This window comes from Boseongicola aestuarii, assembly GCF_900184815.1.
In the GTDB taxonomy this organism is placed as follows: domain Bacteria; phylum Pseudomonadota; class Alphaproteobacteria; order Rhodobacterales; family Rhodobacteraceae; genus Boseongicola; species Boseongicola aestuarii.
Window position 1 is genome coordinate 423,432 of sequence record NZ_FXXQ01000001.1, and the last position, 12,962, is coordinate 436,393.

9 protein-coding genes are annotated in these 12,962 nt (G+C 59.8%); 1 reads left to right on the top strand and 8 read right to left on the bottom strand.

Annotated features, from left to right (window positions below; translation table 11 throughout):
• Nucleotides 1-35: 35 nt before the first annotated feature.
• Nucleotides 36-464: a hypothetical protein gene (locus BOA8489_RS02085; protein WP_245813625.1), complete on the top strand. Its 429-nt coding sequence runs from the start codon at nt 36-38 to the stop codon at nt 462-464.
• A gap of 72 nt (nt 465-536) precedes the next feature.
• Here BOA8489_RS02085 and uvrA read toward each other — a convergent pair whose 3' ends face one another.
• The 8 genes from uvrA to BOA8489_RS02125 form a co-directional block, all read right to left on the bottom strand.
• Complete coding sequence (gene uvrA, locus BOA8489_RS02090; protein WP_093972302.1) at nt 537-3,398, bottom strand: excinuclease ABC subunit UvrA; 2,862 nt, start codon at nt 3,396-3,398, stop codon at nt 537-539.
• Nucleotides 3,399-3,487: 89 nt separating this feature from the next.
• On the bottom strand, nt 3,488-4,606 hold the full coding sequence (locus BOA8489_RS02095; RefSeq protein WP_093972303.1) for an MFS transporter: 1,119 nt from the start codon (nt 4,604-4,606) through the stop codon (nt 3,488-3,490).
• 30 nt (nt 4,607-4,636) lie between these two features.
• A complete protein-coding gene (locus BOA8489_RS02100) occupies nt 4,637-4,894 on the bottom strand; it encodes a hypothetical protein (protein ID WP_093972304.1) in 258 nt (85 codons plus the stop codon).
• A 40-nt stretch (nt 4,895-4,934) separates the two neighbouring features.
• Entirely contained in the window at nt 4,935-6,332 is a 1,398-nt protein-coding gene (lpdA, locus tag BOA8489_RS02105) for a dihydrolipoyl dehydrogenase (protein ID WP_093972305.1), read from the bottom strand.
• Between the two features lie 128 nt (nt 6,333-6,460).
• Nucleotides 6,461-7,045 carry a DUF924 family protein gene (locus BOA8489_RS02110; RefSeq protein WP_093972496.1) on the bottom strand — a complete coding sequence of 195 codons (585 nt, stop codon included), beginning with the start codon at nt 7,043-7,045 and terminating at the stop codon, nt 6,461-6,463.
• A 59-nt stretch (nt 7,046-7,104) separates the two neighbouring features.
• Nucleotides 7,105-8,406 carry an MFS transporter gene (locus BOA8489_RS02115; protein ID WP_093972306.1) on the bottom strand — a complete coding sequence of 434 codons (1,302 nt, stop codon included), beginning with the start codon at nt 8,404-8,406 and terminating at the stop codon, nt 7,105-7,107.
• Nucleotides 8,407-8,491: 85 nt separating this feature from the next.
• On the bottom strand, nt 8,492-9,547 hold the full coding sequence (gene queA, locus BOA8489_RS02120) for a tRNA preQ1(34) S-adenosylmethionine ribosyltransferase-isomerase QueA (RefSeq protein ID WP_093972307.1): 1,056 nt from the start codon (nt 9,545-9,547) through the stop codon (nt 8,492-8,494).
• 6 nt (nt 9,548-9,553) lie between these two features.
• A complete protein-coding gene (locus BOA8489_RS02125) occupies nt 9,554-12,901 on the bottom strand; it encodes a YhdP family protein (protein ID WP_093972308.1) in 3,348 nt (1,115 codons plus the stop codon).
• Nucleotides 12,902-12,962 lie beyond the last annotated feature (61 nt).

Below are 12,962 nucleotides of genomic sequence, written 5' to 3' on the forward strand. Positions count from 1 at the left end.
CAATGATAACCATTTGAAAACCTCGGAGACGCAAAATGAAACGCATCATCACCGCCCTTAACGCTCTCGCGCTTCTCGCTGCCCCGACACAAGCACTCGCTGCCGGAAAAAACGACAAAAACTGCCCGCCCGGCCTCGCCAAGAAAACCCCGGCCTGCGTTCCGCCCGGCCTCGCCAAAAAAGGCGTCACCGCCGAGGATCGTGGCTACGAGATCGGCGACCGGATCGTTGATCCTGACTACATCATCCTGCAAACCGGCGACCGCGTCATTTTCGACGGGCGCGAATACATTGTCGTCAGCACATCAAACGACACCATCCTGCGGCGCGGCGATGATATCTATCGGCTTCCACGCGATGCTCGCTCGGACTATGTCCGCATCGGCGACAACTTCATCAAGGTCAACCGCGAGACGAAAGAGATCATCGACCTCATCCGCCTCGCCGACCTGATCCTCGGCTAACTTACTGTTATTTCCGGCATAAATATCCGAAGTGGTTTGGGAAACGCGTCCCCATCCGGCCGGAATATCACGTCACTCGGCCGCCACCCGCGCCACACCCAGCATCTGCGCAAGATAATGCCCGGTGTGCGAAGCCTTGACCAAGGCCACCTCTTCGGGCGTTCCGACCGCCACGATCTCACCGCCGCCATCGCCGCCTTCAGGCCCGATATCGATGATCCAGTCGGCGGTCTTGATCACATCCAGATTATGCTCGATGACCACCACCGAATTCCCCTGTTCCACCAACTCATGCAGCACTTCCAATAGCTTGCGCACATCTTCAAAATGCAGACCCGTCGTCGGCTCATCCAGAATGTACAGAGTCCGACCAGTCGAGCGCTTCGCCAGCTCCTTTGACAGCTTCACCCGCTGCGCCTCACCGCCCGAAAGCGTCGTCGCCTGCTGCCCGACCTTGATATAGCCAAGCCCCACGCGCATCAGCGCATCCATCTTTTCGCGGATCGAGGGTACCGCTTTGAAAAACGTCTGAGCATCCTCGACCGTCATATCCAGAACGTCTGCGATGGACTTGCCCTTGAACCGGATTTCCAGCGTCTCGCGGTTGTATCGCGCGCCCTTGCAGGTCTCGCAGGTCACGTAAACATCCGGCAAAAAGTGCATCTCGATCTTGATGACACCATCCCCCTGACACGCCTCGCAGCGCCCACCCTTCACGTTGAACGAGAACCGCCCGGGCTTGTACCCTCGCGCTTTGGACTCTGGCAGGCCTGCGAACCAGTCCCGAATCGGCGTGAATGCGCCCGTATAGGTCGCGGGGTTCGACCGCGGCGTGCGGCCAATGGGTCGTTGATCGATATCGATGACTTTATCGAGGAATTCCAAGCCCTTGATCGTCTCACAAGGCGCCGGCGTCTGGCGCGCACCGTTCAAGCGCATCGAAGCCGTCTTGAACAGCGTTTCAATTGTCAGCGTCGACTTGCCGCCGCCGGACACGCCAGTCACGCAAACGAACTTGGCCAGTGGAAACTCTGCCGTCACGTCCTTGAGGTTGTTCCCCGTCGCCTTCACAACCGTTACCGATTTCTTGTTCCCCGCGCGCCGCTCGGTCGGAACCGCGATTTTTCGACGCCCCGCAAGATAGTCACCCGTCACGCTTTTCTTGTTCGTGATGATCTTCGCAGGCGTGCCATGTGCGACGACTTCGCCGCCGTGGACACCCGCACCTGGTCCAATGTCGAACACGTAGTCGGCCTCGCGTATGGCCTCTTCGTCATGCTCGACCACAATCACCGTATTGCCCTGATCACGCAGGTTTTTCAGCGTCAGCAGCAGCCGATCATTGTCCCGCTGGTGCAGACCGATCGATGGTTCGTCCAGCACGTAGAGCACCCCCGTCAGCCCGGATCCAATCTGACTGGCCAGCCGGATGCGCTGGCTTTCTCCGCCAGACAAAGTCCCGGCATTGCGCGCCAGCGTCAGATACTCCAGACCGACGTTGTTGAGGAACCCAAGCCGTTCGCGAATCTCCTTCAAGATCGCGCGAGCGATCTCGTTCTTCTGCTTGCTCAGCACCTCGGGTGCGGCTTCGATCCACGTCAGCGCCTCGCGAATCGACATCTGCACGACCTCGCCCACATGCAGCCCACCGATCTTAACCGCCAACGCCTCCGGCCTCAGACGGAAACCGCCACATGTCCCGCAAGAGCGATTGTTCTGAAACCGTTCAAACTCCTCTCTGATCCAGTTCGAATCCGTCTCGCGATAGCGCCGTTCCATATTCGGAATGACACCTTCAAACGGGCGCGACACCTGATATACCCGCCCGCCTTCATCATAACGGAACTTGATCTCCTCCTCGCCCGATCCGTACAAGAACACCTGTTGCACTTTCTCAGGCAAATCTTTCCATTTGGTGTTTTTGTCGAAATCATAATGCTTCGAAATTGATTCAATTGTTTGCAGGAAATACGGGGACTTGCCTTTCCGCCACGGCGCAAGGGCCCCATCATAGATCTTCAAATTCTGGTCCGGCACCACAAGGCGTTCGTCAAAAAACAGCTCGACCCCAAGCCCATCACATGACGGACAGGCCCCAAATGGCGCATTGAACGAAAACAGGCGCGGCTCGATCTCGGGGATGGTGAACCCACTGACAGGACAGGCAAATTTCTCCGAAAACGTGAAACGCTCGGCCTCTTCATCCTCTTTCACTGCCGTCTCAAGGATCGCAATCCCATCCGCAAGGTCCAGCGCCGTGCGGAACGAATCCGCCAGCCGTGTCTCAAGCCCTTCGCGCACCACGATGCGATCCACAACCACATCGATGTCGTGGCGAAACTTCTTGTCCAAGGTCGGCGGCTCGTCCAATTCATAGAATTGTCCGTCTGCCTTTACCCGCTGAAAGCCTTGTTTACGAAGTTCTAAGAACTCCTTGCGATACTCCCCTTTACGGTCGCGCACGATGGGGGCCAGAAGAAACGCGCGGGTTCCCTCCTCCATCGCCATCACGCGATCCACCATGTCCTGGACCTGCTGCGCTTCAATCGGCAGACCCGTGGCCGGAGAATAAGGAGTGCCCGCCCGCGCAAATAAAAGGCGCATGTAATCGTATATCTCGGTCACCGTTCCAACGGTCGATCGTGGATTCTTCGACGTGGTTTTCTGCTCGATCGAAATAGCCGGTGAAAGCCCCGAGATATGATCAACGTCCGGTTTTTCCATCATATCAAGGAATTGCCGCGCATAAGCCGAAAGGCTTTCAACGTACCGCCGCTGTCCTTCGGCATAAATCGTGTCAAAGGCCAAGGACGACTTGCCCGACCCCGACAGTCCGGTGATCACCACCAGCTTGTCGCGCGGAATATCCACGTCGATATTCTTCAGATTGTGTTCGCGCGCGCCCCGCACTTCGATATTCTTCAATTCGGCCATTCGCTCACCTCTCGCCACAACGACAGATAGCGGTCCACCCGCAAACCTCAATGGCGCAATCGGAACATTACAGGAACATTAACAATGCGTCACGCGGATTTCGCAATCTTTCTGTGGATAAACCAAACGAACGCGAAACCGATCAACGAAACCGCGATTGCGACCGCTGCCAGTCCCTTAAATCCAAAGACGACTGCGGCAGCGAACAACGGTGTCGATGCTGCGGTTCCGATGTTGCCAAGTTGCGCGATCGCCCCGTTCGCCCGCGCCTGATCCGCCGGGTCCGCGTTCAACGCAGGCACATTGGCAAAGGACGCGCCCGGCACCAGACCAATGGCGACAAACACCGCCATCACCACCCAAACCTGAAAGGACGCCGAAGCGATCAGCGCAATGGCCAACCCGGCGACCGTCAGGGTATACCCAACAAGCAGCACGGTTTTCGGCGCAATCCACCGTGCCAGCCAGCCCGCGCCGAACGTGCCGGCCAAAGCCAAGAGTGGCAACAGCGGCCCTGTCCATTCCCCCAAGACGCCCGGCAGAAAAGTGAGCAATCCCAGAAATATGATCGTATGCCACAAGAACCCGAGGGCCGGCGCAAGCAGACGTGAATTGGTGTAGATCGCCACATGTCGTGCGATGATATCTCCCTGCCAATGGCCTCGCACTGCACCACGCGGCAGCAACGACCAAAGGGCTGCAAACAATGCCAAGCCAAAGGCTCCGTGTGCGACATAGACCTGCGAAGGCCCGTCAAGAAGCGGGATCACCGCAGCCGACCCGGCAAAACCCACGCCGAAAAACGTGCCCCACAGCCCCATCGAAACCGACACGTCTCGTGGGCTGGAAAGGGCCGCCATCAGCGTCGGCGCGGCCACGACGATGGCCAGGTGACTGAACCCTTCGACCAGTCGCAATGCCATAAACAGCTGAAACGAAGGTAAAAATGCCTGCGATATCGACAGGATCGACGCCACCAGAAGCGCACTCAAAAGCACATTTCGCGGCCCGAACTGCGCGACGATCATCCCTGCCGTCACACCAAAAACGATCCCGGCCACCGACACGGCCGACACGGCAAACGGCAAAGCCGCGCCGTCATAGATCGCGCCCAAATCCTGCAAGGTCAGCGCGATTTTCGCAAACTGCGCAGCGGCAAAAAGCCCCGCCAAAAAAAGTAGTCCGATCAATCGCCAGTCTGTGCGCATGGGCCGCTTGTCGCAGACCACAAAACCGGGTCAAGCCTTATCGCGCAGTCCGAAACACGGGTGCGACAGAGAAAAGAAGTTCGTCAAAGGACGCAGAGCGACAACAATCTGCCCGACCCAAACCGGCAAGTTCAGAAGGGCGGCTCCCACGGCTCGGAAGCTCAATGGCAAGTCGACGAAGATCAATGGCAATGCCGCAAAGGGCTCGGGGTTCATACCGAAAAGATCCTCCGCACCGGCATGAGCAAAAACCAAAGCGGCCAGATAAATGAAAAACGCCGATCCCAAAAAGGAACCGGCGTATCCAACTGCTGAAATGACGCACCACTTAGATGTGGATCACACGGTCATAAGCATCCAGCACACTCTCGTGCATCATTTCCGACAAGGTCGGATGCGGGAAGACCGTATGCATCAGGTCTTCTTCCGTCGTCTCCAACTGGCGCCCCACCACATAGCCCTGGATCAACTCGGTTACTTCCGCGCCAATCATATGGGCGCCCAAAAGCTCGCCGGTTTTCTCGTCGAACACGGTTTTCACCATGCCCTCGGCCTCTCCCAAGGCGATCGCCTTGCCGTTGCCGATGAACGGGAAACGACCCACTTTGATCTTGTAGCCAAGCTCTTTCGCCTTGGCTTCGGTATAACCCACGCTCGCAACCTGCGGATGACAATATGTACAGCCGGCAATCGCTTCGGGCTTGACCGGATGGACCTTGTTCTTGCCCGCAATCAGCTCGGCAACCATCGTGCCTTCGTGGCTTGCCTTGTGCGCCAGCCAGGGCGCTCCCGCGATGTCACCAATGGCGTAAAGCCCGTCGACACCTGTGCGGCAATACTCATCCGTCACAACATGTGTTCGGTCGATCTTCACACCCAGCTCTTCCAGCCCAAGCCCTTCGACATTACCGACAATCCCCACAGCCGAGATCACGGTATCGAACTCCATCTTCTCGACCTTGCCGCCCGCTTCGATGTGCGCCACGACCTTGCCCTTGCCGCGATCAAGTTGCTTGACCATGGATTTCTCCATGATTTTCATACCTTGCTTAGTGAAGGACTTCTTGGCGAAAGCGGAAATCTCTGCGTCTTCCACCGGCAAGACACGGTCCATCACCTCGACCACGGTCGTATCGGCCCCAAGCGTGTTGTAGAAACTCGCGAATTCGATGCCGATCGCACCCGAGCCGATGACCAGCAATTTCTTCGGCATCCGCGGCGGCTGCAACGCGTGTTTGTACGTCCAAACCAGATCGCCGTCGGCCTCTAGGCCCGGCAATTCGCGCGCCCGCGCGCCCGTCGCCAGAATGATGTTCTTGGCCTCAAGCTCCTCAGTGCCCTTGTCGGTCTTGACCGACACCTTGCCCTTGGCAGGCAAGGTCGCCGCGCCCATGAAGACCTCGACCTTGTTCTTCTTCATCAGATGCCCGACGCCACCGTTCAGCTGCTTGGCGACAGCGCGCGAGCGTTTGACGACGGCATCGAGATCATAGCCGATCCCATCCGCCTTTAGACCAAACTCCTTTGCGCGGTGCATCAGATGGAAAACCTCGGACGAGCGCAGCATCGCCTTGGTCGGAATACAGCCCCAGTTCAGGCAAATGCCGCCCATATGCTCGCGTTCCACGATCGCGACCTTCAGGCCCAATTGGCTGGCGCGAATCGCAGCGACATACCCACCGGGACCGGCCCCGATCACCACCACGTCAAAAGTCTTAGCAGCCATTGGTTTCCTCCTGCGGCGAGATTGTTCTACGTTAAACTATCTGCCACAAACCGAAGGCGTTGTCACCCGCGAGGCGATGCCGCAGCGGAAGTCCCGCTACCCAGTCCGTGCAATGCTCATGCTGCGTTTTAGGCGGCCTCGGCGGCCTTCATGGCCTCGACCGTCGCGCCGTAACCGCCTTCCTCAAGAAACACCGCTTCGGCCGCGGGCGTTTCACGCGCCAACGCGGCATTGCGGTTTGGAAAACGCCCGAACTTGCGCACGACTTCGCGGTGGGCCTTGGCATGTAGCAAGGTGCCATCGCCGGTTTGGGGCATGCGGGTCATGATCAAACGCACGGCACGGTCCTGATCGCTCAGACACTCGGAATGAACCAGTGGCATGTAAAAGAACTGCCGCGCAGGTTCGTCGATCTTCAGGTCCCAACCACGCGAAATCGCCGCCTTCGCAGCCGCGCGCGCCAGACCATCGGTCGCAAACGCCTTTGGCGTATCGCGGAACATATTCCGCGAGAACTGATCCAGCAGGATGATATAGGCCAAAGTCCCGGTCGGATATGTAAGCCAAAGCGACAAAGCGCCCTCGCAGGCACGATTGTAAAGGTCTTCGAACTCGTCCCGGATTTCCTGATCAAGAGCGTCGCCGCCCATATACCAGCCTTCGGGGCCTTTTTCGTCCAGCCAAAAGGCAAGAATGTCTTCAGGATTGGTCATCATCACACGCCTCGTTCCACCCAAAAAAAGTCCCCCGTCATGAAACCGTTACCGAAAGATCATTTCGAATCAAGGGGGGCAGGTTCATTTGCCTTGCCTTCGTCAATACTTTCGACATTTTCGGCATAGTAACCCTGCGCCGCTTCCACCGCCACGATGGTTCCGGTCGGCATCATCGGTGCATAGCTCACCGCATCATAGTCTTCCGCTTCCTCGCTGTAGACCGAAGGTCGCTGGGTCATCCGCCATCCGACGAAGGCCGCCAGAATGAACATGAAGAACGCCAGATAAGCCCAAAAGCCTTCCGGCCCCATCGCCGTCAGCATCCAGCCGGTGATAACCGGGCCCAAAACAGCTCCAAGCCCGTTGATGAACAGCAGCCCTCCCGAGGCCGCCGCCATGTCCTCGACCTGAAGATAGTCGTTCGTATAGGCGATCAGCAGCGCATAAAGCGGGTTGGACATGCCGCCCATGATGAAGGCCGCAAACACCGCCACCTCGAACGATCCTCCGAAGGCCAGACCCAACAACCCTGCAATCCCGCCGACGACAGCCGCTGCCAGAATGACCAGACGCCGGTCCATCCGGTCGGAAACCCAGCCAAACGGGTATTGAAATAACATCCCGCCGATAAAGATCGCAGACACGAAAATCGAGATCTCGGCCACGCTGAAGCCCGCGCGCGTGCCATAGATCGAAGCCATGCCGAACTGCGCAGCAAAGACAGCCCCCATCAGGAACATGCCGACGCAGCCCAGAGGCGAAATTGTATAAATCTGCTTCAGCGTCATGGGCTTCGTCGTGTCGAATTTCGGCGATTCCGCTGCCGACAAAAGGATCGGCGCGAACGACAGCGAAACCAGAACCGACGGAATGACGAAAAGGATGAATCCGGCCGGATCTGCAACGTTCAAAAGCGCCTGGCTCGAAACAATCCCGACCATCTGCGCCATCACATAAAGCGACAACGACTGCCCGCGTGTCTCGTTCGTCGAGGCGTTGTTGAGCCAGCTTTCCGCCGTCACGTAAACGCCCGAAAACGAAAACCCGAAGATCACCCGAAGCACGATCCATGCCCAAGGGTCGGTGATCGTCGGATAAAGGATCAACACCGCCGAAATGAACGAACCCAGCGCCGCAAAGACCCGAACATGACCGACGCGTCGTATCATTTCAGGCGCCATGCGCGATCCGATCAGGAAGCCCGCGAAATAGGCCGAGGTGATGACCGACAACTCGGTCGTCGAAAAGTTCTCGATTGCGCCGCGTATACCGATCAGCGATCCCTGAAGACCGTTGCCGACCATCAACAGAAGGATACCCAAAAGCAGGGCCCAGGTGCTGCCGAGAACTTTAAGCATTACGAGACTCCAAACGCGCGTAGTGCTCAAATGCGCCCGATACGACGCCCATACGCGCTTCCCTGCGACCTCTTACGGGTCAATTTCACCCCTTTGGCAGCAAAAGCGACGCGTCGCCATAGGAAAAGAACCGAAATTCACGCGAAATCGCATAGGCGTAAATGCTGCGAATGCGGTCGGATCCCATGAACGCCGAAACCAGCATCATCAGCGTGGACTTGGGCAGGTGAAAATTGGTCATCAACCCATCCGCGATCTTGAAGCGATACCCCGGCGTGATGAAGATATCCGTGGCCCCCTCCCACGCCGACAATGTTCCGTCTTCGCCCGCCGCCGTTTCGATCAGACGCATCGCCGTTGTGCCGACAGGCACGATCCGCCCGCCATGCGCGCGCGTTGCGTTGATTTCGCTGGCAGCCTTTGCATTGATCGAACCGCGCTCGGAATGCATCTTGTGATCGGCGATATCGTCCACCTTCACTGGCAGGAACGTGCCTGCGCCCACATGCAACGTCACATAACTGACCTCAATGCCGCGCGATGCCAGCGCCTCCATCAGCGCCGCGTCGAAATGCAAAGACGCCGTCGGAGCCGCCACCGCGCCGGTCCTTTTCGCCCAGATCGTCTGATAGTCCACCCTGTCCTGATCGTCCGATTTGCGCAGCGCCTCGATATAGGGCGGCAAAGGCATGGCCCCGCTGGCATTCAGCGCCGCGTCGAAGTCGTCTCCGGTTAGATTGAACTTCAGCGCGGCGGTCCCTTCCGCGCGGCCCACGACTTCCGCCGACAACGCATCCGAAAACCGGATGACCTCGCCGTCGCGCACCTTGCGCAACGGTTTCAGCAACGCCATCCAGTTTCCGTCCGGCAAAGGGTCCAACAAGGTCGCCTCGATCCGCGCCTCGGTCACACCGGCCTCGCCGCTGCGCGTCCGCACACCCGACAGCCGCGCCGGAATGACTTTGGTGTCATTCAGAACCAGACGATCACCGGGGTTCAGAAACGACGGCAGGTCAATCGCATGGGCCTCGTCGATTGCATCTGCGCGCGCCACCAGAAGGCGCGACGCGGACCTCGGGCGCGCGGGTCGCGTTGCAATCAGCCCCTCGGGCAGGTCGAAATCGAAATCGGAAAGTTTCATGGTCACTCAATTCGTCGGCGGCGGGCGGCGGAAAATCTCGCGGAACAGTCCGGGCGTCAGAATGGACAGGGGATTGACGCCCACCGTCGGCCCATTGGCGGGCCCCGTGACACGATAATTGAAGCCAAACAACCCCTCACCCCGCCGACTGACGATCGCGCCCACGGAATTCAGAAAAAAGAAAGGAGACACAACGCCCTGCATGTCGATCTCCTTTGCACCAAAGTCATAAAGCCCCGCCGCCGAGATCCCAAGCGAGCCACCGACGGCCGCCGATTCCTCCAAAACCAAAGCATTCGGCGTCAGCCTGAAACGACCATCCACCGTCGCAAACCGGATGCCCTTCCCCGAAAGCTGATCGATCAACCCGACACCGCTGATCGTGTCCAGCAAAGCCGCCATCACGGGCGCGTTCTGAATACGGATATCCTCGATCAGAAATTCGCCGCGATAAGACCCCGCAGCGGCGGTCACATCCGGCGTCAGGACAATATCAAGCGTGCCGCCCGCCGCGTTGTCCGTCAGCCCCATCGCGCTGATGACCCCGCCCGCATCGCTCGCCTGAAGACGTATCGCGGTACCGCCGTTTGCGGGCGCAAGCGTGCCGCGCACCGGCGTGCGGCCATTCACGCGCGCCTCGAATTGCCCCGAAAGACCGGCCCGCCCTGAATCGATCTGGCCTTCCATGGGGGCGAATGAGACCGTGTCCGACAGCACAAAACTGTCAAGCGCGACCGACATCGGCGCACGCTCTCCACCTCCATCCGAGATCGCACCACGCGGGAAGGCACGGAAATCCAGCGTTCCACCCTCGATCGAAATCGCCGGAGCCTGCCCCGGCCCTCGCGGCGTAAGCCGAGCCCGCGCGTCCAGCCATCCGCCGACCCGGACCTGATCGAAAATCGCCGCCGTCAGACGTCCATCCGCCGCAAGCGACAACCGTCCGTCCATGGCCAGTCCCGGCGCTGATAGAGCAAGACTTTCGACCTCCGGTGTGTCGCCAAGCCGGGCCAGCATTTCAAACCCACCCGGCGCACCTGGCGCCTTTTCCCAGTTCAGTGCATCAATGCGCATCCCCAACCCCTGCAAATCCGAGGTCAGCGACAGGACCAGCGGTGCATCGGGCTTGACCTCAAGCACATAATCGGCGCGCGTCTGCCCGCGCAATAGCCCGTCGGGCAATGCCAGACCGAACGCCTCCGCCGTCTCCGGTCCAAGTGCGACACGCCCGGTGATACGACTGCCCGCCGCGCGCGCGCCTTCGCCCAAAGGCTGGCGCCAATCCGCCGTAAGCCCGACGCCGTCAAGCGCGACAGGCCCCGTCAGGCGAACCTCATCTTCCGAGGCCAACAGCGCCAGCGCGCGCGATGTCAATCTGCGCCCCGGCACGATCACGTCGGATGCCACGTCGCTGAACTGCCCAGTTACACCGTAAGCCACCTCGTCGGCGTCAATTCCGTCCTTCAGCGGCAGCGTCACCCGCGCCGTCACATCGCCAAACCCGTCGGCCAGATCGATGCCGCGCCCCGCGCGCTCCATCAGCCGCAAAGGGCGGTTGTTGGTCACCGACAAAAGCGCCGGAACCCGACCGCGCGCACGGATTTCGATCTCACCCATCGCCGGGCGTTGCTCGATATCGGGCACCCGGAACGCCGACCCCGCGATGTCGACGAAATCACCCGTGCGCGCCGTCACTCCACCGCCGGTCATCAAAAGATCGAATACCTTGCCCTGAAGCACGCCCCGCCCGGACGCGTTTTCGATCCGGGGCATATCGCGCAAGAACTGAACTTCGCCTCCAGTGAAGTCAAAGGTCAGCCCCAGTTCCAGTTTCTCGCCGGGTGCCTTTCGCACCGCCGCCGTGACATCGTTCAAAAGCCCGGCTTTGACATTGGACTTCAGCCAGCTGCGCGTGACAGGCGCCTCGATGACAGGCCAGAACTCCAGCACCGTCGCCGTCGCGATGCTTTCGGTTCTGGCATCAAGCGAAACCGACCACCCCGCCTCACCCGCCGCAACGAAACCGCGCGCCCGGATCGTTGCCGCGTCGCCCGCCAATGCGATCTGCGCAAGGTCAACAGCGAACGGCTCCAGCCGAAGCCGCAAATCCACCTTCGCATCCGGAAGCGAAACTGGCGCCTCAAAGACATCCGGGCGGTTCATTGCTACGTCCGAGACAAGAAACTGCCCGACAAAAGCCTCGGGCCAGCCCCCGGCGATCTCGGTCAGATAGGCGTGCCCCGTCGCCTTCGCAGCCAATGTCTCGGACGAGACCGCGATCTCGTTGAATTCGATCCGCTGGCGGGTCGGGTCAAAGTCGAAATACGCGCGCGCCGTCTCAAAGCCGATCGGCTCGGTGCCCCCCTCGGGACTGAGCGATCCACCGGCAATCTCCAAGGCCCCCGACAACCGCGCCAAACCATCGGTCCCGTCATATTCCGCCCGCACGGCCCCCGAAATCGGCGCATCCAGAATCCCGAGCCAGGACAGGATCGGCGACTGATCGGCAATGTCTGCGGCCGGAACATCAACAAGGCGCATCCCGACCCCGATATCCCGGCTGGGATCGTCGAACGAGAACGACAATTGCACGCCCGCCACATCGTCGGTGCCATTAAAGACGTCCGAGGACACCGAAAGCGTCAGACCGCTCTCAAGACGGCGCAACCGCAATGAAGCATTCGTGGCCTGCCAGATCCGCCCACTGCGCGCATCTTCCAGCGTAAGCACCACGCGCTCGGCCGACACGCTCTGGATCAACCCCAACGGCCCTGCGTTCAGGGTCGCATCAAGCGCTGACACGATATCGGGCAGGCTCAATGTCTCGCCACTGGCACCTCCCGCGGCGCGAAACGCAAAGGTGCCGTCCGTCGCGCGACGCACCGTCACTTGCGCACCGACCAGATCAAGCTCCTCGGCTGCAAGCCGCCCCCGCAACAACGCACCCATCGACAAACTGGCCGAGACTCGGTTCAGCACCGCCACGCCACCACCGCCCGTGTCCCCGACCGACACGTTCGTCATTTGCACCCTCGGTGCAAGATCGCGCCCAAGTGTCACGGCCACGTCCCCGATCCTGACCGACGCATTGGGCAGTCGCTCCGACAACGAGGCCGCGATTTCCTCGCGCAATGTCTTGGGAACCGGTACCGCGCGATCCGACAGGACAAGCCCCAGCAGAAACAGCACGATGCTGGCAAGGATCACCGTCGACACCAGCCCCTTGCCCGGACGGCCATGCCGATGGGACCGCGCAATGCGGCGTTCGGCGCGCGTGCGTCGCGCTCGGCGATCCGCATTGGACGCCGCGTCCCCGCTTTCGGGCAAAGTTTCCGGCTCGGTGTCGGTGCTCATTCGAGGTTTTCGGTCTTTTCGTACCTGATCCTCTGTATTCTCTGCCGAACCGCGCTAAAAC

Excerpts from the sequence above, each read along its gene's own strand:
- BOA8489_RS02125 (WP_093972308.1), bottom strand. The coding sequence starts at position 12,901 with ATGAGCACCGACACCGAGCCGGAAACTTTGCCCGAAAGCGGGGACGCG.
- lpdA (WP_093972305.1), bottom strand. The coding sequence starts at position 6,332 with ATGGCTGCTAAGACTTTTGACGTGGTGGTGATCGGGGCCGGTCCCGGT.
- BOA8489_RS02095 (WP_093972303.1), bottom strand. The coding sequence starts at position 4,606 with ATGCGCACAGACTGGCGATTGATCGGACTACTTTTTTTGGCGGGGCTT.
- uvrA (WP_093972302.1), bottom strand. The coding sequence starts at position 3,398 with ATGGCCGAATTGAAGAATATCGAAGTGCGGGGCGCGCGCGAACACAAT.
- BOA8489_RS02115 (WP_093972306.1), bottom strand. The coding sequence starts at position 8,406 with ATGCTTAAAGTTCTCGGCAGCACCTGGGCCCTGCTTTTGGGTATCCTT.
- queA (WP_093972307.1), bottom strand. The coding sequence starts at position 9,547 with ATGAAACTTTCCGATTTCGATTTCGACCTGCCCGAGGGGCTGATTGCA.
- BOA8489_RS02085 (WP_245813625.1), top strand. The coding sequence starts at position 36 with ATGAAACGCATCATCACCGCCCTTAACGCTCTCGCGCTTCTCGCTGCC.
- BOA8489_RS02110 (WP_093972496.1), bottom strand. The coding sequence starts at position 7,045 with ATGACCAATCCTGAAGACATTCTTGCCTTTTGGCTGGACGAAAAAGGC.